Below are 21,843 nucleotides of genomic sequence, written 5' to 3' on the forward strand. Positions count from 1 at the left end.
CAACTAAATGGTTGATAAACATAAAGGTTGATTATGCGGGAGTTTGACGAGCGGGACGACGCCCTGGATAAGGCGTTTCTTGCTTTGGCCGATCCGGTGCGGCGCAGAATTATTGCCCGGCTGTCCCGGGGCTCGGCCACCGTCAATGAGTTGGCGGAACCGTTCGAGATGACGAAGCAGGCCGTGTCCAGGCACATTCAGGTTTTGGAACACGCAGGCCTCATCACCCGAAGCCGGGACGGGCAACGGCGCCCCTGCCATCTGGCACCGGGGGCGTTGGAAGAACTGACTGCATGGATTGACTCATACCGGCTGGTGGCCGAGGCACAGTTTCGCCGCCTCGACTCCCTGCTGGATAACATGTCCAACAACGTGCAGAAAGAAGAACCATCATGACCACACACCATGACCTGGTTGTCACGGCCGCTCCGGATGTCCCGTTTGTGATGATGGAGCGGGAGATCGATGCCACAGTTGCCCAGGTGTACCGCGCCTACACGGAACCGGCGCTGCTGGTGCAGTGGATGGGGCCGCGAGGGATGGCAATGGATGTCACCGAACACGAAATGAGGGTTGGCGGACGCTGGGCCTTCACCCACACGGACGAGGAGGGAAACGTGTACGGCTTCCGGGGCGTGTTCCATCAGGTGCTGCCCAACGAACAAATTGTGCAGACCTTCGAGTTTGACGGCTACCCCGGCCACGTCAGCCTGGAGCGGGTCAATCTGGAAGATTTGGGTGACCGCACCCTGATCCGCACGCACTCCGTCTTCCAATCGCAGGAGGATCGGGACGGCATGGTGGCTTCCGGGATGGAACGCGGAGTCCGTGAAGGCTATGAGCGCCTGGAGGAACTGCTGGGGGTCCGCCCCACCATTTCCTAATCGCTTAGCTGCGGGGTGACCGTCACTGTGGTCCCGGATATGGAGAGCTTGGCCGCGAAGGCAAAGTCATCGGCAACCTTAGCGGGGGCCACCAGGCCGCTAAACAAGTCCTGTTCGGTGTATTCCACTTGGGCCTTCACGTTGAGGGGGGCCATGATCCATTGGCCGCCGTAAGGTGAAATGGTAATGGCTGGGTATTCCAGGATGGACCATTCCACGGCCGAGACCACCCGGTTGTTGGTGGCTGCTGTCATGGGGCACCCCGTGGGCATGAGAACTGCTTGTTTGGCGCAGGCGTCCAAGTACTTTCGGATGGTGCCATCCACTTGGGCCAACAGATCAGTGGTGGGGCCGGTGGAAAGTCCGACGGCGGGAATCTCCTGCCCCGGGCCGCTCACCTTCCGCGTCACTGGCGCGGCGGCAAAGAGCGCGGACCTGTACTCCAGTTCGTAGCTGCCGGGATAAAACACGGCAAAAGAGTTCTTACCGTCAGGCATGTTGGCCGCAGCGCCGTTGATGCTCGCTTGGTTGGCATTGACCACCGAGACGTCAATGGTGGGCAGTGTCCCCGGAAGCATGGTCCAGCTGTCAAAGAACAGCCAATGTTTGGGCCCCTGAGTCAGTGTGAAATCAGTCCTGAACGGGGAATTGCCCAGGGTGTAGTTCACGGTGACAATTTTTTGATTGTCAGGGCCGGGAACTGCCTCTCCAATGCTCACGCTTTTCAGGCCGGCCTGGGATTTCGCCAGCGCTTCGCCGTCGAGCGCCGCAGCGTCCGCGCTGGGAACCTTGGCCTGCAGAAGACCCAACGCTTTGGCGCCGTCGCCGTCCTTGAGGGCGTCCAAGTAATGGGCAACCGTCTTTTCCGGACCGAATTCGCGGCTGTTGACGATGGAAATGGTCACGATCGATGCGGCGATGGCAAGCATCAGCATCAGCAGCCATGCCGCCGCTATCTTGATGAGCTTTGTCCCGTCCTTCACGCGGTCAACTGTACCGGCAACGGGTACGCGGACCGGAATCGGGTGACTTGGGTATCAGCGGCGGCGTTTGCGCGGTGCCGTGCCGAAAATGTCGCGCATGAGGTTCCGGCCCAGGGATGAGCCCATGGATCGGACCATGCTCTTGAGCCCGCCGCCGAGGGCCCCGCCCAAGGCGCCGATCACGCCTGAGGCGATGTCGCCGCCGTCGTTGGTGGGAGCCGGAAGCTGGACTGGGGGAGGCGGCGGAAGGGGCGTCCCCACTGCCGGGCCTGTGGCGGGCGGGGCCGCAGCGGTGGCGGGGGCCTGCAACTTTTCGAAGGCGGAGACCGGATCAACGGCTGTCCCATAGGTGGGCAGCAGTGCCGAGGCAGCAATGACAGCCGTGACGGTGTCCGGGGAGCTGGGGCCCATGACTGAACCGGGCGCGCGCAGGCGGGTCAGCGCCACAGGCGTGGGCGCACCATTTTCATTCATGACCGTCACCACTGCCTCGCCAATGCCTGCGTTGGTGAGCACTTCCTCGAGGTCGTAACTGTTGATGGGGAAGGTGGAGACTGTTGCCTTGAGTGCCTTGGCATCCTCCGGGGTGAAGGCGCGCAGGGCGTGCTGGACTCGGTTGGCCAACTGCGCCAGGACATCGGCCGGAACATCCTTGGGCGTCTGGGTGACAAAGAAGATGCCCACGCCCTTGGAGCGAATCAGGCGCACCGTCTGGGTGATGGCGTTCAGGAACGCCTTGCTGGCGCCGTTGAACAGCAGATGGGCTTCATCGAAGAAGAACACCAGCTTGGGTTTGTCCAGATCGCCCACTTCCGGCAGGTCGCGGAACAGATCCGCCAGCATCCACATGAGGAAGGTGGAGAACAACAGCGGCTTGTCCTGGATGCTGGGCAGTTCCAGGCAGGTGATGACGCCGCGGCCGTCGGGGGCGGTGCGCAAAAGCTCGGCGGTGTCGAACTCCGGCATGCCGAAAAATTCGCCCATGCCTTGGGCATCCAAGGTGATCAAGTTGCGCAAAATGACGCCAGCTGTGGCCTTGGACAAGCCGCCCAACTCTTCAAGATCGGCCTTGCCCTCATCGGAGCTCAGGAATTGGATGACGGCGCGCAGGTCCTTCAAGTCATACAGCTCAAGGCCCTTGGTGTCGGCGTAGTGGAACACCAATTGCAGGCTGGATTCCTGCGTTTCGTTCAAATCCAGCACACGGGACAGCAGGATGGGGCCAAAGGAGGTGATGGTGGCGCGCACCGGAACACCGTTGCCGTTGCCTCCCAACGCCAAGAATTCCACGGGGAACGCCTTGGACTCCCATTGCTGGCCCAGGGCCTGCGTGCGGGTGGTGAGCTTTTCGCTGCCAACGGCGGCGGTGGCCAGCCCTGTCAGATCGCCCTTGATGTCAGCCATAAACACCGGCACGCCCGCCGTGGAGAGTTGTTCGGCGATCATGTGCAAGGTGACTGTCTTGCCGGTACCCGTGGCTCCGGCCACCAGGCCGTGCCTGTTCATCATGGCCAGCGGCAAACTGATCTGCGCCTCGGGGTGGATCTCGCCGCCCACCATGGCGGCACCGAGTGCAATGGATGAGCCGGTAAACGTGTAGCCAGTCTGAAGCTGGGCAATCAACTCTGCGGGTGTCTTGGTAGCCATAGCGAAAGCGTACCGTGGCTCTCATTCCGTGGGCCGTAAATGCGCTAAATGTTGCCGGTGGCGTTCACCGAGCCGCCTGGCTCAGCCCAGCAGGAACGCCACGGCGAACATGGCCGGAATGGCCAGAACTGTTGTGACCAGCACCGTGTCCTTGGCGACAGTGACGCCCACCTGATAGCGCTGGGCAGTGACGTAGACGTTCTGTGCCGCGGGAAGCGCCGCGGCCACCACTACTGCGAACAGTGCCGGACCACTCATGCCTAAGGCAAAATACGCCAGGAGGAAGGCGACGCACGGGTGGATGACAAGCTTGAAGCCTGTGGCCAGCAAGATGTCTGTCCTCCGTCCATCGCTGGCCGCCAGGGGTTTGCTGGCGCCCAGGGACATGCCGAAGGCAATCAAGATGGCCGGAATGGCTGCGCCCCCAATGAGGTGGATGGGTTCGGCCACAAGATTGGGAAGCCGCCAGCCTGTAGCCGCTAGAACAAGTCCCACAACAGTTCCCACGATCATGGGATTGCGGAAAATCTGCAGTACCACGCGTCCCGGCGTGGCACGGTGCCCACTGGTGAGGCTGTCCAGCAGCAACAAATAAAAGGGAGTGTAGAAGGCCAGTTGAAACACCAACACGGGCGCTATCAAGGCCGCGTCACCCAGGACGTAGGCCGCAATGGGGATGCCAAGGTTGGCCGCATTGGCAGTGGAGGAGGACATGGCCGCCAGCAGCGATTCGGCCAGCGAGCGTTTCAACAAAAACTTGACGATGATCATGAACGCGCCACCGGTAATCACCGCGCTGAGCGCCGCCACCAAGAGAGGTTCGGAAAATACCGTTGCCAGCTCGGCCCGGCCCAGGGTTTCAACCAGCAAGGCAGGGCTCGCCACAAAGAATGACAGCCTGCTCAGGACCAGCTGCGCGTTCTCGCCCAGAATCTTTCGCCGGCCCACAAACCAGCCCACCAGGATCACCAGCCAGACCACTGAAAAGCCCTCGATGACGGCTAGCACGGCGGCCCTGGGCTGAGACTGGTTAGTGTTGGCACCTCATCAGCCTATGCAGGGAACACGAATTGACGGAAACCATGTCATATCGTCACAATTGCGCTTTAACGGCTTGTGGGCGGTTTCAGAACCGCCCACAAGCCGTTAAAGCGCACAAAAGCGAGGAAAGTGCTATCTGGCTTGGGCCATGGCGGGGCGCAGCAGGCCCTCGGTGACGGCCTCGGCGGGGTCACTGCCCAGATGGACGATCTTGTTCTGCGCATCGACGTGCACCACTGACGGCAAAAAGTCCCGGGCCTCTGCCGTGGACATCTGCGCATAGGTCATCAAAATGACAAGGTCGCCAACGCCCACCAGGTGGGCCGCCGCACCGTTGATGCCAATGACGCCGGAGCCGCGAACACCGGCAATGGTGTACGTTTCCAGCCGGGAGCCGTTGGTGATATCCACAATGGAGACCATCTCGCCGGGCAGAATGTCAGCAGCGTCGAGAAGATCAGCATCAACCGTCACGGAGCCGACGTAGTGCAGATCGGCGTGGGTGACTGTGGCGCGATGAATCTTGGACTTAAACATGGTTCGCATCATAACGGCACAAGTCTACCGCTGTTGGGCTCTTGTTCGCTGTGAGTTTGCTTACCGATGACCTGGTCCCGTCAGCAGAACAAGCTAGCGCCGCCCCACGGGTGTGAGCTTGCGGCCCATGATGGCCTGGGTGAGGGCGTCCACCACCTCTGTATTGGCCAGCGGATTGCGGATCAGCGTGAAATCCACGTCCCCCACAGGAGGCAGGTCAAAGCGTTTGGTGATGACCTTGAGATCTTCCGGGACCAACGACGTCGGCATGACAGCAACGCCGATGCCCGCGCGCAGCGCTGCGAGGACTCCGCTGATTTGCTTGGTGGTGCAGCTGACCTGCCAGGTGCGGCCCACATTTTCCAGGGCGTCCAGGGCGAGCTTCCGGCTCAGGCTTGGTGCCGGGTAAACAATCACGGGTACCGGTGCCCCCGGTTCCAGCACGGTTTGCTCCAAGCCCACCCAGGCAAAGGTGTCTTGTTTGACCACATCACCCTCCTGCGCCCCGGACACCCACTTCACAAACACTAAATCAAGGGCACCGGCTTTCAGCCTGCGGTGCAGCTGGTCGCTCTGGCTCACCGTGAGCTCCAAATTGATGTGCGGGTACAGCTGGCGGAACTCACGCAAAATGCGGGGCAGGCCCGTGATGGCCAGGTCGTCGGCCATGCCAAAGCGCAACTTCCCGCGCATGGCGGCGCCGGAGAAATAGCCGGCGGCAACATCATGGGCAGCCAAGATGGTGCGGGCAAAGCCAGTCATGGCGTCACCATTGTCCGTCAGGCGCACTTCGCGGGTATCCCGTGACACAAGAACCCTGCCCGCGGCCAGTTCCAGCTTGCGCACGTGCTGGCTCACGGTGGGTTGGCTGATCCCCAGGCGTTCCGCGGCCCTAGTGAAATTCCGTGTTTCCGCAACGGCCAGAAAACTCTTGAGTTGAATGGGGTCAAAGGTGGGGGCATCGGCCATGGTGGAACTCCCAAGGAACTATTACAAAAATCAGAACTATTACAAAACTCAATGGTATTTATAGTCATCATATACTTTCAGCATATGTGGGAGCGGCCTAGGGTTAAAAGGTAAATCCCCGTAAACCCCAAGTCCCAGGACCCAAGCCTTGACGCCCCCATCAGCACATCAGAATGCTGCCCTGACCGCCCCCATCAACCTCGTGACTACCCGCCCGCCGTGGAGTCAAACATTTTCATCGCTGAAAATTCGCAATTACCGTATTTTTGCATCCGCCAACCTTTTGGCAGTCATTGCCGTATGGATGCAGCGCGTGGCCCAGGACTGGATGGTGCTGGAGCTCTCTGGCTCGGTGACAGCCGTTGGCATCACAGTCTTTATGCAATTCATCCCCTCACTCCTGCTCATGCCGCTGGGCGGGATCCTGGCCGACAGGTATTCCAAACGCCTGATCCTGATCATCAGCCAAAGCGCCGCGGGCATACTGGCCACCCTCATGGCTGTCCTGGCACTGACGGGCCGCCTTGAGGTGTGGCACATTTACGTCATTGCCTTTGTTTTGGGCTTGGTGGTGGTGGCCGACCAGCCCGCCCGCCAGGTGTTTGTCAACGAACTAGTGGGCCCGCGCCAACTCCGCAACGCCATCAGCTTGAACTCTTCCATTTTCCAGATGGGCGGCATGATTGGCCCGGCCGTCAGTGGTGTCCTCATCATGGCCGTGGGCGGCGGGTGGGCCTTTGCCGTCAATGCGTTGGCGTGCGCCGTCACGGTGATCTCGCTGACCATGATCCGCACGCACGAACTGGTGAAAATGCCGCCGGTCAAACGCGGCAAGGGCCAGCTCATGGAAGGTGTCCGCTACGCCCTGCGCAAACCCACCATTGTCTTCCCAGCCGCCATGGCAGCCGTGTTTGCCGTGTTTGGCTTGAGCTTGGCCGTGTTGATGGCCGCCTATGCCAATACAGTGTTCGACGCCGGGGCCGGGGGCTACGGCCTGCTCAACACCTTGGTTGCGCTGGGTGCGCTGGGCGGAGCGCTCGCCTCCACCCGCTTTGCCACCTTGCGTCTGCGCGGGGTCATGTCCGCCGCCGGCGCCTATGGTGTGGTGTTGATGCTGGCCGCCTTTGCGCCCAGCATGGCCACGTTTGGTGCGGTCATGGTGGTGGCAGGATTCGCTTCACTGCTGTTTTTGACAAGTGCCAACCAGTTGGTTCAAATGTCCACCAACGTGCTTATTCGCGGACGCGTCATGAGCCTGTACATCATGGTGCTCATTGGCGGACAAGCCCTGGGCGGGCCGCTGATGGGATGGCTGGCCGAGCATTGGGGCGTGCAGTGGGCCATGCTGCTTGCCGGCGGCGTGACTGTGCTGGCTGCCGCGGTGATTGCGCTGGTTCTGGCCAAGCGCGGGCAGCTGGCCCTCAAAGTGAATCTGCGCAGTCCACGGCAGCTGGTGTTCATCGTGCCCAAGGCAGGCTGAACCGTTGCTCCGGGGCAGGCGGGCGTGAGCCGGCCCGCCTGGCTGCTACTTGGTGGCGCCGGCCGGGGGGCCCAAAAAGCGGTGGAGTGAATCCGCCACGGCCGTCAAGTCGCGCAGCTCGCATTCCCACACCGTCATGGCCGCCCATCCGCTGGGGGCCAGCCCGGCCAGCGCCTGGCTGTCCCGCTCCACTGTTCTTGTCCGTTTGGCAGCCCAAAAGTCGGCGTTCGTTGCAGGGTTGTGCGTTCCGTTGGAGCAGCTGTGTGAGTGCCAAAAGCAGCCGTTCACAAAGACGACCCGATGCCGACCGCGAAAGACCAGATCCGGCGTGCCTGGCAGGTCCGGCGCGTGGAGCCGGTAGCGGTAACCCTCGGCGTACAGGAGCCGGCGGACCAGCATTTCGGGTTTGGTGTCCTTGCTGCGGATGTGCGACATGATCCGGTGGCGCTGTTCGGTGGTCAAAGAATCAACCATGGATCAATGCTACGCGCGGATCCTGTGCATGGCGCGGAACAATGTTCGAAGGGCCGTGACGGAGCTTTTCGACGCAAACGGGACTAAAATAGGTGTACGAAAATCCTTTTTCGGTTTCCTTTGCCGGCTTTGACGCGGTCGACCCTGACCTGCCGGTGACACCATGCAAACCCCCAACAGTCCCACAGCTCCAACCGGGGCGCTGCCCCGGCGGGCAGCGCACACCAACGCCGTCGTCGCGTCATATGCCGTGCTGCTGAGAAGGGTGCGTGCCGCGGGACTCATGCGCCGGCGTCGAACATTCTATGCCGTGGTGTTTGCAGCCCTATTGCTGGTTCTTGCCGCGGCCGGCACTGGCTTTGTGCTGCTGGGTGACACATGGTTTCAACTCTTGATTGCTGCCGTCTTGGGAATCTTGTTCACCCAGTTCGCCTTTCTGGCCCATGAGGCCGCCCACCACCAGGTGTTTGCCTCGGGTTGGGCCAATGACTGGACGGCCCGGATCCTGGGGCCGCTGCTGGTGGGCATGAGCTACGCCATGTGGGTCAAAAAACACACGGCCCACCATCAGTTCCCCAACGTGGTGGGCAAGGACCCCGACATTGAGACGGGTGTGGTGGCGTTCTACGAGGAGGGTGCCGCCACTAAAAGCGGCTTTGCTGCCGTAGTCACCCGCCACCAGGGCTACCTGCTGTTTCCGCTGATCCTGTTTTTGGGTTTCAGCCTGATTCTTGACTCGGCCAAGACCTTGTTTGGCAGGCGCGGGGTCCGCTTCAGGTATGTGGAGATTGGGCTGCTGGTGCTGCATTTTGGGCTCTACCTGGCGGCGTTGTTCGTGATGCTCCCGTGGGGCATGGCGCTGGCCTTTGTAGGCGTACAAATGGGTGTGTTTGGCTTGTACATGGGAGCGTCGTTCGCACCCAACCACAAGGGCATGCCTGTCTTGGCTGCTGGCAGCCGGACGGATTTTTTGACCCGCCAAGTGGTAACCAGCCGCAACATTCGGGGCGGCTTCTTCATGGACACGCTCATGGGCGGGCTGAACCGGCAGGTGGAGCACCACCTGTTCCCCGACATGGCCCGGCCGGAACTGCGCCGAGCCAATGCCCTGGTGTTGCAGGTGTGCCAGGAGAACAACATCCCCTTTACCGAGACCGGATTGCTGCAGTCCTACGCCATGGTGGTGGCCTACCTGAACCGGGTGGGCCTGTCAGCGGTGGACCCTTTTGAATGCCCGCTCGTGCGGCGCTACAGGTGACGCCCCCGTAAAGAAACCGGAACTTACGCTTCAGCCAGCGGCAGGTGCGGGTACTCTTTTTGCCGCCGCTGGAACTCCAGGATCGCCGGGTTGATGATCACGCCGTCGGCAATTTCAACGGCACGTGAAATGGTGTCATGGTTCGGCCATTCGCCGGGGCCAGCCAGAACGGGCTCAATGAAGGGCATCAGCGCTTCACTGATCTCCCAGGTGGCCGAGTTCCACAAGTAGCTGGGGGTGTGGTCCACAGCGTAGTAGTTGATGTTGTTGCCCACGGTAAACATCGGATCCGTGAAGCTTGTGCTGCGGGCCCAACTAAAGCCCATGCCCTCATCGCAGGAGACATCAACAATCAAACTGCCCGGCCGGAACGCGTCCAGATCGGCTTCGGTCAAGTAAGTCATGGGGTCGTTGGGGTCCTGCAAGGTGCAATTGACCACAACATCCGCCTCGGCCAGGAACTCGCTCAGCGGTGCGTCGCCGTCCTCGAGCATCACAAATCCCTTGTGTGGTGCCTCCGGTGCAAAATCAAATTGCACCATTTCCGCTGAATGGATGGGCGCTGCCACGGCTGCCACGCTGCGGCTGGTCAGGACCTGCACGTCGTGGATGCCCAGGGCCTTCAAGGCTGTCACGGCGCCGCGGGCTGTGGCTCCGAAACCAATGACGATGGCCTTGAGTCGGCGTCCGTAATCACCGGTGGAGCCCGTCAACGACAGCGAGTGCAGCACTGATGCGTAGCCAGCCAGCTCGTTGTTCTTGTGGAAAACGTGCAGCCCGAAACCGCCGTCGGAAGCCCAATGGTTCATGGCCTCGAAGGCAATCAATGTCAACTTCTTGTCAATGGCCAGCTGCGTGATGGCCCGGTCCTGCACGCAGTGCGGCCAGCCCCACAGGGTTTGACCGTCCTTGAGCTCGGCCAGGTCCTGGGCTTGGGGCTTGGGCAGCAGGACCACATCGGAACCCTGGATGACTTCCGCGCGCGGCGCCACCGTGCCCACCAGGGTGGCCAGTACGGCGTCGGAGACACCAAAAGGCACACCATAACCCACTTCGACAACCATGCGTGCGCGGATGCTCTCCTCGATGCGGGAGAAATGTTCCGGATGGATGGGGGCGCGGCGTTCATCGGGCTTGAGGGAAACTCCCAAAACGCCCAGGCGCAGCCCGGTCGAAATGGGCGTGCTTGGCTGCAAATCTTCGGACATCGTTGCGCTCCTCTATGCAGGAACCCTGCTGGGCCCTATTCTGTCGACCCTACACGCAATGACTTGGAGCACAGCTGGTCCGCAACAAAAAATGCTGCCCTCAACTCAAGAGTTGAGGGCAGCATCAAGAAAATCTGAGCGGGCGACGGGAATCGAACCCGCGTATCGAGCTTGGGAAGCTAGCGCTCTACCATTGAGCTACGCCCGCATTGGAACACCATCAGCCGCAGCTGCTTTGTTCCGGTATTGATTCTAGCCCGTGTGCAAGGGTGCTTTGGACCATTGACACGCACCAACCGGCCCGGCAGCCTTTGCGTTGACTGCGTTACTGGCAGCCGTAGCTGTTCCGGCAATAACAGCCGTGCGTGCAGCTGTGCCCAAAAGGGAGGGGCGGTTACGTCGGCCAAAAGCCATGGCGTTCTCCTTGAAGTAGTACCTGTGCGGCCACTGGCCGGCGGTTGCTCTCATCATACGGCCGTGCCGCAAGACATTGCCTCAGGTGCTACTTCCGTGACGCAAAGCAAGTGCGAGCCTAGAAAACCGGCTCCGGTTTTTTGCCCTGAAACAGCGCCACCACGGGTTCCACATATCTGGCGGCGACCGGGCCACTCACAGCCATGATGAGCACATAGGTGGTGGAGAGTGCTGCCAACTCCACCGGCACTACACCTGAGGCGACGGCCAGTCCGGCAATCACGATGGAAAACTCGCCACGCGCAATCAAGGCTGCCCCGGCACGGGCACGGCCGGGTACGCCAATTCCCTGACGCCCGGCAGCCCACCAGCCAGTGGCTACCTTGGTGATGGTTGTGACGAGGGCCAGCAGCAAGGCAACGCCCAGCACGGGCGGGATGGTGCGGGGATCGGTGTTGAGGCCAAAGAGCACAAAGAACATGGCGGCGAAGAGGTCGCGCAAGGGCTCAAGGACGCGTGTGGCGTTCTCTGCCGTACCGCCTGAAATGGCGATTCCCAAGAGGAATGCGCCCACCGCGGCCGAAACATGCAGGGCAGACGCCAAGCCAGCCACCAGCAGAGCAGCACCAAGCAGCTTGAGCAGAAAGGATTCCCTGTCGGGGCTGTCCAAAAGGTTGGAGACCAGATGGCCGTAGCGCAGAGCCCCCACTAAAACGACAGTGATGACTGCCAAGGAAATCCCCAAGGCTGTCAGCCCGCCCATGAAGGACACCCCGGCCAGGACGGTCGTCAAAATGGGCAGGTAGGCGGCCATGGCCAAATCTTCAAAGACCAAGATGGAAAGCACCACCGGGGTCTCGCGGTTGCCCAGGCGGCCCAGATCGCCCAAGACTTTGGCAATGATGCCGGAGGATGAGCTGTAGGTGACGCCAGCCATGACCAGTGCCCCCACCGGACCCCAGCCAAGAATCAGGGCCACAGCAATGCCGGGCAGCATGTTCAGGACCAGGTCCACCAGTCCGGCCATCCATGACTGCTTTAGACCCGTGACGAGTTCCTTGGCCGTATATTCCAGTCCAAGCATAAGCAGCAGCAGGATCACGCCAATTTCACTGGCTATGTGGGCGAAGTCCTCGATGCCGGCAAACGTGATGAAACCGCCTTCACCAAAGGCCAGGCCGCCCAACAGGTAAAGCGGGACCGGTGACATGCCAATGCGACCGGCGAGACGACCTAGGAAACCGAGCCCGAAAAAAACTACGCCGAGCTGAATAAGTGAAAGAGCCGTCCCGTCCATGGAGGACTACAAGCGGGACTGCAGGATCTGTGCAGCGTCCGCCAGTCCCTGGTCGGTGCCTACAATGACGACCATGTCATCCACATGCAGGACCTCATCCGGTCGCGGCGAACCAATCACCTTGCCGTCACGCAGCAAGGCCACAATGGACGTTCCTGTCCGGGTGCGCATGTGGGTGTCGCCCAGCGGCCGGCCAGCAAAGGCCGAGCCCTTGCGAATGAGGATCTGGTGGGTTGTCACGCCCGAAATATTCTCGTGTTCGGCGGTGAGCTGGGCAATGAGCTGGGCAGAACCCAGCAGGGAACCCAAGCCGGCGGCTTCCTCGGCGCTGAGCGGAATGGATGCTGCACACGCATCGGGATCATCCACGCGGGAGAGAATCAGCTCGGTTTGGCCGTCGCGGTGGGTCACAACACCCACGCGCCGCCCGCTTGAAAGACGCAGCTCCCTGCGAACACCAATTCCTGGAAGAGGTGTCTCTTCAATATTCATGACTCTTACCTTAGCTGTGCCGTTGTGTGAATACCCCACGTTAAAACAAGCAGAGGTGCGGAATTAGTCCCGGTACGCAGTGGGTGCACACTCAATGACGACTTTGCGGCGGAGGGATTACGGCAAAATGCGCTATTTTTAGAGGGTGCTGATCTCTGACCGCGATATACGTGCCGAAATTGCTGCCAAACGCATTGTCTTGGACCCCTATGACCCTGCCATGGTGCAGCCATCAAGTGTTGATGTGCGCATGGACCGGTTCTTTAGGCTCTTTGACAACCACCGTTATGCCCACATTGACCCGGCCGAGGAGCAGCCGGATCTGACCCGCTTGGTGGAGGTTGCTCCGGACGAACCCTTCATCCTGCATCCCGGAGAGTTCGTCCTGAGCTCCACCTACGAAACCGTGACTTTACCCGACGACGTCGCAGCACGGCTTGAAGGCAAGTCCTCGCTGGGCCGTCTGGGCCTGCTCACGCACTCCACCGCCGGCTTTATTGATCCGGGCTTCTCCGGTCACATCACCTTGGAACTCTCCAATGTGGCGACCCTGCCCATTAAGCTGTGGCCCGGCATGAAGATTGGCCAGCTGTGCTTCTTCCAGCTGAGCTCCCCGGCCGAGAACCCCTACGGCACGGGCCCGCACATGAACCGCTACCAGGGACAGCGCGGCCCCACCGCGTCACGGTCGTTCCAGAACTTCCACCGCACCAAGATCTAGCGTACGGAACTCATCACTTAATTTCGACGGCGGGTACGTCACCTTCAGGCTGAAGGTGACGTACCCGCCGTCGAACTTTAACTGTGTGCTGCTAAGCAGCTGCGCCGTGCGGCGGGGCCTTGACGGGCAGCAGCAACAGCAGGCCCAGCAGCAGCACCACCAGGATGCCAATAATGCCCCAACGCTGGGCCCCAAAGATCACAATGGAGAGCCCAAAAAGTTGCGGCGCCAGGAAGGAAACGGCTCGCCCCGTGGTGGCGTAGAGGCCAAACATTTCACCTTCCTGCCCCTCGGGGGCCAGCCGTCCCATGAACGTTCGCGCCGACGACTGGGCCGGGCCCACAAACAAGCACAGAATCAGGCCGAAGACCCAAAATGCGTTCTTGCCGTCAAGGAACAGCAGGGCCGTGCCGGAGATCAGCATGCCGATCAGGGACGTGACAATGACCGCCTTGGGACCAAATTTGTCGTCCAGGAAGCCGGCGGACAGGGCGCCCGCGGCGGCAACCACGTTTCCGGCAATGGCAAAGATGAGGACGTCACCGGTCTTGAAACCAAAGGAACCCACGGCAAGGACGGCGCCAAAGGTGAAGATGGCTGCCAGTCCGTCGCGGAAGATGGCGCTTGAAATCAGGAAGTACAGGGTGTGCGGTGCTGTTCGGCCCAACCGTACGACAGTGCGGAAAAGCTCCCTGTAGGACTGGAAGAATCCCACGTGCGGCATATTGGGGTCGGGCTTGGATTCGGGGATGGCGAGGAACACCGGGATGGAGAAAATCAGCATCCACAGTGCCGAGAAAACGGCCACCGCGCGGTACGTCATGCCGTCGGCGCTGGTGATGCCAAACAGCCCAACCTCGGGCTTGATCAAGCCGTAGTAGACAACCAGCAAGGCCACGATGCCGCCCAGGTAGCCAGCCGCCCAGCCATAACCGCTGATCCGGCCAATCGTCTTCTTGGTGGAGATCTGCAGCAGCATGGCGTTGTAGTTCACGCCGGCAAGTTCAAAGAACACGTGACCGGCGGCAATGAGCAGGCAGCCAAACAGCAAGTAGGACTCGTGGGGTTGGACAAAGAAGCATGCCCCCGTCAGCACCACCACAATGAGTGTGTTGATGCCCAGCCAAAGCTTGCGCCGCCCACTGTGGTCGGAGCGTTGCCCGGCCACCGGGGCCAGCAGCGCAATGGCAAAACCGGAGATGGACAAGGCAAAGGCGAGTGTTGCCGTGGCCTTGTCGGCTCCGCCAAAATCGTCGCCCGTCAGGTAGAGGGCGGTGAAAATGAAGGTGGTCATGACAGCGTTAAAGGCTGCCCCGCCCCAGTCCCACAGGGACCATGCCACGACCTGCCATGTGGTGCCAGGGGTCTTGGCGTTCGCTGCGGGCGGCAACACGGCAGCTGGGGGAGGGTTCGTCATACGCCACATGCTATCTGCCGCAGTGGTCCGGGGAGCATATGCATCAAGAACATTAAGCGTGTGCCCTCCGTCGGTGATCCGCCAGTGAGTCGTCCCGCGGCTTTGTGGGCGTGGACGGTGCGCTGGTCTTGATAGGGTTGAGGGGTCGGGAACCGACTGTTACCCCCGTGATTCGCTCATTTCCAGCCCGAAACATGCGGAGCCCTTAGTGTTGTTTGTCCTCTGTGCGCATTTCATTGTGGCCATTATCGCGCCCATTTTGTTCGCCCGCTGGGGCAGAGCAGCCTTCTATGTCCTCGCCGCCGTTCCCGCCGCCAGCTTTGTGTGGCTCCTGGTGCAGTACCAAAACGTCTACTCGGACACGGCGCCCAGCCCCACCGTGGACATTCCCTGGATTCCTGTCCTGGACCTGAACCTCACCTTCCGCATGGACCAGCTGTCGTGGCTGATGTCGCTGCTGGTTTTAGGTGTGGGAGCTTTGGTTCTGGCCTATTGCGCCAGATACTTCAAGACGGACGACGCCGGCCTGGGCGGCTTTGGTGCCCAGCTGCTGGCCTTCGCGGGGGTCATGTTTGGGCTGGTCACGGCCGACAACCTCATTCTTTTGTTTGTTTTCTGGGAACTGACAACAGTTCTTTCCTACCTCCTTATTGGCTATGCACGCACCCGCATTGCGGCCCGGCGCGCCGCCCTGCAGGCCCTGATCGTGACAACCTTTGGTGGGCTCGCCATGCTGGTGGGCCTGATCATGGTGGGCGAAAGTGCTGGCACCTACAGCATTTCGGCCGTCCTGGCTAAGGCCCCGGAGTTGCTGTCAATGGACGGCACCGCACAGGTGCTCCTGGATATTGGTATCGCCTTGATTTTGGTGGGTGCCGTAACAAAATCGGCGCTCCTGCCGTTCCACTTCTGGCTCCCGGGCGCCATGGCTGCACCCACCCCCGTCAGCGCCTACCTGCACGCCGCCGCGATGGTTAAGGCCGGAATTTACCTCATTGCCCGCCTCGCGCCAGGTTTTGCACAGACCGAATATTGGCAGGCCATGATTGTGGTGCTGGGCCTGGGCACCATGCTTCTGGGTGGCTGGCGTGCGTTGCGCCAGTACGATCTGAAACTCATTTTGGCCTACGGCACTGTCAGCCAGCTGGGCTTCCTGACCCTGGTGGTTGGCTTGGGCGGCCAGGAGGCCGCCATGGCAGGCATGGCCATGGTTTTGGCGCACGGTTTGTTCAAGGCGGCACTCTTTTTGGTGGTGGGCATTATTGACCACCAAAGCGGCACCCGCGACATCCGCGAATTATCGGGGGTCTTTAAATCGGCCCCCATGCTGGGCGTTGTGGCGCTCATTGGCGTAGCCTCCATGGCGGGGCTGCCGCCCTTGGCAGGTTTCATCGCCAAGGAGGGCATCTTCCAAGCCTTCATCGCTTCAGCAAACCACGGCCCGGCGGGCCCGGTCATTGGCTGGACAGTCTTGGTGGGCATAGTGCTTGGCTCCGTGCTGACGTTCGCCTACAGTGCCAGGTTCATGTGGGGTGGTTTTGCGCCCAAGGCCAAGGGCATGGCCACAGTGTTCAAACCCGTTAGTTGGCTCTTCCTGGCGGCGCCCGCGCTGCTGAGCCTGCTCACGGTGGCCTACGGTTTCTTCCCGCAACTCGTGGAGAGCTGGGTCAAGCCCTACAGCGACCAATTCCCGGCCTATGACCCCCACGGCATGCACCTGTTGCTGTGGCATGGATTTACCCCTGCCCTGGGGCTCAGTGCCCTAGTGGTGACCGCCGGCACGGCCCTGTTCCTGCTGCGCAACAAGGTTGAAGCATTCCAAGGCAGGATCCCTGCCACTGTCGATTTTGAGCGCGGCTACCGCCAATCCATTGTTGTTCTGGACAGGGTGGCCATTTGGGTTACGGGACGCACCCAGCGTGGTTCCTTGTTCTTCTACCTGGCGGTCATTTTGTCCACGTCCATAGCCTCGGTATTGGCGGTCCTTTTCCTGACCGATCAGCACTGGAGCCACGACCTTTACTTTGTGGATCCAGGTTCACCCTTCCAGCTCATTGCTGGTGCGGTGATCGTCATTGGCGCCATTGCCGCGGCCAGGGCCAGCAAACGGTTCATGGCTGTCCTGATGGTCTCGGTGACCGGTTATGGCATTGCGTTGATCTTTGCCCTGCAGGGCGCCCCGGACCTTGCCCTGACCCAGATGTTGGTTGAAACCATTATTCTTGTGGCCTTTGTCCTCGCCATGCGCTCCCTGCCGGCAAGCCTTTTGGAACGCACGGCAGGCAGCCACAAGGCTGCCCGGCTGATTATTGGCATCGCCTTTGGCGCCACCATGGTGGTGGTGGCCATCGTGGCGATGGGATCGCGCATTCATGTTCCCGTGAGCCTTGATATGCCCATCATGGCATATGAGGGTGGTGGGGGTCTCAATGTTGTCAACGTGACCCTTGTGGACATTCGCGCTTGGGACACGTTCGGTGAAATTTCCGTGCTGGCCATTGCGGCCACAGGTGTTGCCAGCCTGATCTTTGTGCGTGGACGCGGGCAGCGGCTTCCGCGGGCGGAGACTGTAGCCACCGGAAGCGTTGGCAAGCTGCAAGCCGCCTCCTTTGAACCAACCGTTCAGATCGCCAAGCGGTTCGCGGCAGCACCTGGCAACCCGTGGCTCGTTGCTGGGCGCACCCTGGCCCCGGAGCGCCGCTCCATCATCATTGAAGTGGTGGCACGGCTGGTATTCCACAGCATTATTGTCATCTCCATCTACCTGCTGCTCGCCGGCCACAACGCCACCGGCGGAGGCTTCGCCGGCGGACTGGTTGCAGGCCTGGCCCTCACCATCCGTTATTTGGCGGGTGGGCGCTTTGAACTGGCTGAGGCAACAAGGATTTCAGCGGGAACTCTTTTGGGCTTGGGCTTGACCATCGCGGCTTTGACCGGATTGGCCCCGCTCTTCCTGGGCGGCGACGTGTTCCAAAGCGCCATCATTGCCTTCGAGCTGCCCATCTTTGGTCACGTGAAGTTTGTGACCTCCACACTCTTCGACATAGGCGTCTATCTGGTGGTTGTTGGTTTGGTTGTAGATGTTCTGCGCAGCTTGGGCTCCGAGATTGACAAGCACGAAGAGGATGGCATGGACGGCGTAGCGCTGATTCAGGATGACGAGCCGTTGGAGGTGGCCAAGTGAGCATCAATCTAACCCTCCTATTGGTGATGGGCGTGCTGTATGCGGTGGGGCTCTACCTCTTGCTGGAGCGGAGCCTGACACGAGTGCTGCTCGGTCTGATGCTGCTGGCCAACGCCACCAACATCCTCCTGCTCGCCACCGGCGGCTATGCCGGACTGGCCCCGATCTTCAACAAGGACATTCCCTCCAGTGCATATAACGATCCCCTGCCGCAGGCGTTCATCCTGACGTCCATTGTGATCTCCTTCGCTGTGACAGCATTCATGCTCAGCCTGATCTACAGGTCATGGCTACTCAGCCGCGCCGACCACATCCAGGTGGATCAGGAGGATATTCGCGTGGCCATGCAGGATCTGTACGACGACGAGGAGGACTCCGAGATTGCCATTGAGGTCTCCGACTTCCACGAGAATAACCAGCCACTAGGGAAGCGCGAGACAATTCCAGGAATTGTGCCCAAGAGAGTGATTGACGCCAAAGCGGTCGCGACATCCAAGAAGGATGTGCACCCAGAATCACCGGTCCTGAAAACGCCAGAGGTTCAATCGCCGACGGGGGAGAAGGAATGAATGTTGCCAGCCTGGCACCACTTGCCGTAGTCCTGCCCTTCCTGGGCGCCGCCTGGGCATTCGTGCTGATCAGGCATCCGCGTGCCCAGCGCCGTGTCAGCTTGGGCACCCTCACCGTCACCTTGGCCTTGGAGGTCTGGGTGCTGGCCCGCGTGTGGCAGTCCGGACCCATAGCCGTGGAGCTTGGCGGGTGGGCGCCACCCTTTGGCATTGTCATGGTCGCCGATCAATTCTCATCCCTGCTCTTGGTGGTCTCCTCCGCAGTGAGCCTGGCAGTTCTTGCCTATGCCACGGGGCAGGGCGCCGCCGACGGTGAAGAAAGCGGACCCGTTTCCGTCTTCCACCCCACCTATTTGATTCTGGTAGCAGGCGTTTCCAACGCATTCTTGGCCGGGGATCTCTTCAACCTCTACGTGGGCTTTGAAATCCTGCTGACCGCCAGTTATGTGCTCATGACCCTTGGCGGAACCGGGTCACGCATCCGTGCAGGCATCACCTACGTTGTTGTCAGTGTGGTGTCCTCACTACTGTTCCTCATAGCCATCGCCATGATTTATGGTGCCACCGGAACAGTCAATCTGGCCGACCTTGCCATCAAGCTCGGTGAACTGGATCCCGGCACCCAACACCTGCTGCACGTGCTGCTGCTGGTGGCGTTCGGGATCAAGGCGGCTGTGTTCCCGCTCTCCTTCTGGCTCCCCGACTCCTACCCCACAGCCCCTGCTCCCGTGACCGCAGTGTTCGCCGGATTGCTGACCAAAGTGGGTGTCTATGCCATCGTCCGGACCGAAACGCTGCTCTTTCCCACGGACCATTTCAACTCGGTGCTTCTTGTGGTGGCGTTGCTGACCATGCTGGTGGGAATTCTGGGTGCCATAGCCCAGACTGACATAAAACGTATGCTTTCCTTCACCCTGGTGAGCCATATCGGGTACATGATTTTCGGCGTCGCACTGTCATCGGTCATTGGTCTGGCCGCCACCATTTTCTACGTCATCCACCACATCACCATCCAGACGTCCCTGTTCATGGTCACAGGCCTGGTGGAGCGGCGCGGCGGCAATTCCTCGATTATGCGCCTGGGCGGGCTGGCGAAGCTGTCGCCCATACTGGCCGTGCTGTACTTCATCCCCGCCATGAACCTTGCCGGCATTCCGCCGTTCTCAGGTTTCCTGGGCAAGCTGGGCCTCCTGCAAGCAGGTGTTGCCGACGGCTCTCCGCTGGCCTATGCGGTGGTTGTGGGCGGTGTCGTAGCCAGCCTGCTGACATTGCTGGTGGTGGCTCGCGTCTGGAACCGTGTATTTTGGCGCAGCGCCGCCGACGCCGAAGATCCAGACGCCGTGCTGCTCTCCACCGCTCCGGACGCCTCGGGGAAGGAAAGCATGCGCGCCCTGCGCAGCAGCAAGCATGTGGATGCCACAGAGGGTCGTTTCTCGGGTGAAAACGAGGTACCCATCCTGCCAAAGATGATGGTGTATTCCACCATGGGGCTGGTGGTGCTCGGTGTTGCCATGACCGTTTTTGCCGGTCCGCTCTTTGACTTGAGCCAGGACGCAGCCACCAGCATGCTGGAACGGACTGCCTACATTGAAGCCGTCCTGGGATTGGGGGCGGGCAACCCATGAGCCAAGGTGTAAAAATGAAACGCAATGGGACCGTCATGCAGAAGTTGCCGCTGCTCGTGTGGCTTGTTGTGGTGTGGGGTGCACTGTGGCAGGACTTCAGCGCCGGCAACCTGCTCTTTGGCGCCTTGATTGCCGTGGGTGTATCACGCGCTTTTTACCTGCCACCTGTTGAACTCAGCGGACGCTTCAACGTGCTGCGTGCCCTGACTTTTGTCCTGTGGTTCATCAAGGAAGTCACGGTGGCCAGTGTTCAGGTCCTGTATTGGGCCTTCACCAAGGGCCCGCGGATTCGCAACGCCGTCATTGCCGTACCCCTGCGCAGCACCTCGGATCTGCTCATGACGGCCGTTGGTCATGTGCTGTCACTCATCCCGGGGTCCCTGGTGGTGGAGGTGGATCGCGGCACGGCCACACTGTACGTCCATGCCATGAACGTGGAGACACCGGCAGCTGCTGAACAGGTTCGTCGAGGCATCCAGGACATCGAGGCCGGATTGATACGGGTGATGGGCACCAAGGAAGAGCTGGCCGCACTGAAGGCAGAAGCCACCGGTGCGCCCATGGTGACCCACGTGGCTCCTGCGGCGCCTGCCACATCTTCGCAGGAGGAGAAATGACCGCCATGAGCATTGTTGTCATCATTGTTGCCGCCATACTGACGCTGGCCGCGGCAGGAACCATTTACCGCATTGCCGCCGGGCCTTCCCTGCTGGACCGTGTCATCGCTGCGGATGTTTTGTTGGCTATTTTCGGAGCGTCGCTGGCCACTGAAATGGCCATGAACAAGCACACCGACAATTTGGCGCTCCTGGTGGTGCTGACAGTCATCGGCTTCATCGGCTCAGTCACCGTGGCGCGCTTTGTGGCCCACAGGAAGGAAGAAGGATGAACGTCCTGATTGATGTGCTGACGGCCGTCTGCCTGCTGGGCGGGGCGCTGATGAGTCTTGCAGCGGCCATTGGCCTGCTGCGCTTCCCGGACTTGATGAGTCGCATGCACGCGGCTACCAAGCCACAGGTCTTGGGTCTGCTGCTCATGCTCTCCGCCATGGGATTGCAGATGCGGTTGTGGTCGCTGCTGCCGATCTTGATCGTGGCGTGGCTCTTTCAGCTGCTCACGGTGCCCGTCTCTGCCCACATGGTGGGCCGTGCCGGCTACCGGACAAAACACCGCAGGCCGGAACTGCTCAGTGTTGATGAGTTGGACCAAGTTGTCGCTGCAGCCGTAGAAGGCGACCGCAAGGACTAGTCCCCAACTCCTCCCGCACCTCGCCGAACGGGCAGTAGTTGTTGATGTTTAACAAAAACATCAACAACTACTGCCCGTTCGATTTTTGCTTGGCGCGCGCCGGCGGGTGTTTTAGACGTCTTCGTGGTGCTGGCCAAACCGGGCGATGGCTTTTTGGGTGGTTCGTCCGGCCAAAACCTGAATGATGGCGGCCACCGCCGAGGACACCAATGCAAATGTCAGGGCGGAGCGGAGGCTGTTCTTCAAGTCCGTCCCGTCGTGCGGGGGCTTGTTGCCAGTGCTTTTCTCCCAAACCGTGTCCACCAGCTTGCTAGCCACAAGACCTGCACCCAAGGTCACGGCAGGGCCGAGCAATTTGTAGACGATGTTCATAAAGCGCTCCTCAGTGTGTGGGG

Annotated in this window: 23 protein-coding genes and 1 tRNA gene; 11 read left to right on the top strand and 13 right to left on the bottom strand. The window is 60.7% G+C overall.

The window, feature by feature from the left end:
- Positions 1-33: 33 nt before the first annotated feature.
- Complete coding sequence (locus CVS27_RS00185; RefSeq protein WP_103463731.1) at positions 34-396, top strand: ArsR/SmtB family transcription factor; 363 nt, start codon at positions 34-36, stop codon at positions 394-396.
- Positions 393-884 carry an SRPBCC family protein gene (locus CVS27_RS00190; protein ID WP_103463732.1) on the top strand — a complete coding sequence of 164 codons (492 nt, stop codon included), beginning with the start codon at positions 393-395 and terminating at the stop codon, positions 882-884. The genes CVS27_RS00185 and CVS27_RS00190 overlap by 4 nt, the downstream gene beginning before the upstream one ends.
- Here the strand turns inward: CVS27_RS00190 and CVS27_RS00195 are convergent.
- From CVS27_RS00195 to CVS27_RS00215, 5 genes are all read right to left on the bottom strand, one after another.
- Complete coding sequence (locus CVS27_RS00195; protein WP_103463733.1) at positions 881-1,867, bottom strand: M48 family metallopeptidase; 987 nt, start codon at positions 1,865-1,867, stop codon at positions 881-883. The two genes, CVS27_RS00190 and CVS27_RS00195, sit on opposite strands and share 4 nt — an antisense overlap.
- 54 nt (positions 1,868-1,921) lie before the next feature.
- Entirely contained in the window at positions 1,922-3,514 is a 1,593-nt protein-coding gene (locus CVS27_RS00200) for a helicase HerA-like domain-containing protein (RefSeq protein WP_103463734.1), read from the bottom strand.
- Positions 3,515-3,595: 81 nt separating this feature from the next.
- Positions 3,596-4,522 (bottom strand): AEC family transporter, encoded by a 927-nt coding sequence (locus tag CVS27_RS00205; protein ID WP_103463735.1) that lies wholly within the window; start codon positions 4,520-4,522, stop codon positions 3,596-3,598.
- 165 nt (positions 4,523-4,687) lie between these two features.
- Complete coding sequence (gene panD / locus CVS27_RS00210) at positions 4,688-5,104, bottom strand: aspartate 1-decarboxylase (protein WP_103463736.1); 417 nt, start codon at positions 5,102-5,104, stop codon at positions 4,688-4,690.
- A gap of 81 nt (positions 5,105-5,185) precedes the next feature.
- On the bottom strand, positions 5,186-6,061 hold the full coding sequence (locus tag CVS27_RS00215; RefSeq protein WP_103463737.1) for a LysR family transcriptional regulator: 876 nt from the start codon (positions 6,059-6,061) through the stop codon (positions 5,186-5,188).
- A gap of 148 nt (positions 6,062-6,209) precedes the next feature.
- Between CVS27_RS00215 and CVS27_RS00220 the strand changes: the two genes are divergently transcribed.
- The gene (locus tag CVS27_RS00220; protein WP_103463738.1) at positions 6,210-7,541 is read left to right on the top strand and encodes an MFS transporter; all 1,332 of its coding nucleotides are present in this window, start codon (positions 6,210-6,212) and stop codon (positions 7,539-7,541) included.
- Positions 7,542-7,586: 45 nt separating this feature from the next.
- On the opposite strand, the gene CVS27_RS00225 is transcribed toward CVS27_RS00220, so the two are convergent.
- Positions 7,587-8,015, bottom strand: coding sequence for a very short patch repair endonuclease (locus tag CVS27_RS00225; protein ID WP_103463739.1), 429 nt, complete (start codon positions 8,013-8,015; stop codon positions 7,587-7,589).
- A 163-nt stretch (positions 8,016-8,178) separates the two neighbouring features.
- On the opposite strand from CVS27_RS00225, the gene CVS27_RS00230 reads away from it, so the two are divergent.
- Entirely contained in the window at positions 8,179-9,273 is a 1,095-nt protein-coding gene (locus tag CVS27_RS00230; RefSeq protein WP_103463740.1) for a fatty acid desaturase family protein, read from the top strand.
- Between the two features lie 23 nt (positions 9,274-9,296).
- On the opposite strand, the gene CVS27_RS00235 is transcribed toward CVS27_RS00230, so the two are convergent.
- The 5 genes from CVS27_RS00235 to CVS27_RS00250 all read right to left on the bottom strand — a co-directional run bounded on the left by CVS27_RS00235 (position 9,297) and on the right by CVS27_RS00250 (position 12,684).
- Positions 9,297-10,481, bottom strand: a complete 1,185-nt coding sequence (locus CVS27_RS00235; RefSeq protein WP_103463741.1) for a N(5)-(carboxyethyl)ornithine synthase — start codon at positions 10,479-10,481, stop codon at positions 9,297-9,299.
- A gap of 137 nt (positions 10,482-10,618) precedes the next feature.
- Positions 10,619-10,689: transfer RNA gene (locus CVS27_RS00240), tRNA-Gly, on the bottom strand.
- A gap of 44 nt (positions 10,690-10,733) precedes the next feature.
- Complete coding sequence (locus CVS27_RS20995) at positions 10,734-10,895, bottom strand: hypothetical protein (protein WP_207767415.1); 162 nt, start codon at positions 10,893-10,895, stop codon at positions 10,734-10,736.
- Positions 10,896-11,013: 118 nt separating this feature from the next.
- A complete protein-coding gene (locus tag CVS27_RS00245) occupies positions 11,014-12,192 on the bottom strand; it encodes a cation:proton antiporter (RefSeq protein ID WP_103463742.1) in 1,179 nt (392 codons plus the stop codon).
- Positions 12,193-12,198: 6 nt separating this feature from the next.
- Positions 12,199-12,684: a cation:proton antiporter regulatory subunit gene (locus CVS27_RS00250; RefSeq protein WP_103463743.1), complete on the bottom strand. Its 486-nt coding sequence runs from the start codon at positions 12,682-12,684 to the stop codon at positions 12,199-12,201.
- Between the two features lie 145 nt (positions 12,685-12,829).
- On the opposite strand from CVS27_RS00250, the gene dcd reads away from it, so the two are divergent.
- Positions 12,830-13,405, top strand: a complete 576-nt coding sequence (gene dcd / locus CVS27_RS00255) for a dCTP deaminase (protein WP_103463744.1) — start codon at positions 12,830-12,832, stop codon at positions 13,403-13,405.
- A gap of 91 nt (positions 13,406-13,496) precedes the next feature.
- On the opposite strand, the gene CVS27_RS00260 is transcribed toward dcd, so the two are convergent.
- Positions 13,497-14,822: an MFS transporter gene (locus CVS27_RS00260; protein WP_243399996.1), complete on the bottom strand. Its 1,326-nt coding sequence runs from the start codon at positions 14,820-14,822 to the stop codon at positions 13,497-13,499.
- Positions 14,823-15,030: 208 nt separating this feature from the next.
- On the opposite strand from CVS27_RS00260, the gene CVS27_RS00265 reads away from it, so the two are divergent.
- From CVS27_RS00265 to mnhG, 6 genes are read left to right on the top strand one after another with little or no spacing between them, the layout of a single operon-like run.
- A complete protein-coding gene (locus CVS27_RS00265; RefSeq protein ID WP_103463746.1) occupies positions 15,031-18,006 on the top strand; it encodes a Na+/H+ antiporter subunit A in 2,976 nt (991 codons plus the stop codon).
- Positions 18,003-18,575, top strand: a complete 573-nt coding sequence (locus CVS27_RS00270) for a Na(+)/H(+) antiporter subunit C (RefSeq protein ID WP_103463747.1) — start codon at positions 18,003-18,005, stop codon at positions 18,573-18,575. Before CVS27_RS00265 ends, CVS27_RS00270 begins: the two co-directional genes overlap by 4 nt.
- Positions 18,572-20,200, top strand: coding sequence for a Na+/H+ antiporter subunit D (locus tag CVS27_RS00275; RefSeq protein ID WP_103463748.1), 1,629 nt, complete (start codon positions 18,572-18,574; stop codon positions 20,198-20,200). The genes CVS27_RS00270 and CVS27_RS00275 overlap by 4 nt, the downstream gene beginning before the upstream one ends.
- Before the next feature lie 14 nt (positions 20,201-20,214).
- On the top strand, positions 20,215-20,817 hold the full coding sequence (locus CVS27_RS00280) for a Na+/H+ antiporter subunit E (protein ID WP_103463749.1): 603 nt from the start codon (positions 20,215-20,217) through the stop codon (positions 20,815-20,817).
- Positions 20,814-21,089, top strand: a complete 276-nt coding sequence (locus tag CVS27_RS00285) for a monovalent cation/H+ antiporter complex subunit F (protein WP_370739445.1) — start codon at positions 20,814-20,816, stop codon at positions 21,087-21,089. Before CVS27_RS00280 ends, CVS27_RS00285 begins: the two co-directional genes overlap by 4 nt.
- A complete protein-coding gene (gene mnhG, locus CVS27_RS00290; protein WP_103463750.1) occupies positions 21,086-21,448 on the top strand; it encodes a monovalent cation/H(+) antiporter subunit G in 363 nt (120 codons plus the stop codon). Before CVS27_RS00285 ends, mnhG begins: the two co-directional genes overlap by 4 nt.
- A 111-nt stretch (positions 21,449-21,559) precedes the next feature.
- Here the strand turns inward: mnhG and CVS27_RS00295 are convergent, their stop codons facing one another.
- Entirely contained in the window at positions 21,560-21,820 is a 261-nt protein-coding gene (locus CVS27_RS00295) for a DUF4235 domain-containing protein (protein WP_103463751.1), read from the bottom strand.
- Between the last annotated feature and the right edge of the window lie 23 nt (positions 21,821-21,843).

It is taken from the genome of Arthrobacter glacialis (assembly GCF_002909445.1).
Taxonomy (GTDB): Bacteria; Actinomycetota; Actinomycetes; order Actinomycetales; family Micrococcaceae; genus Specibacter; species Specibacter glacialis.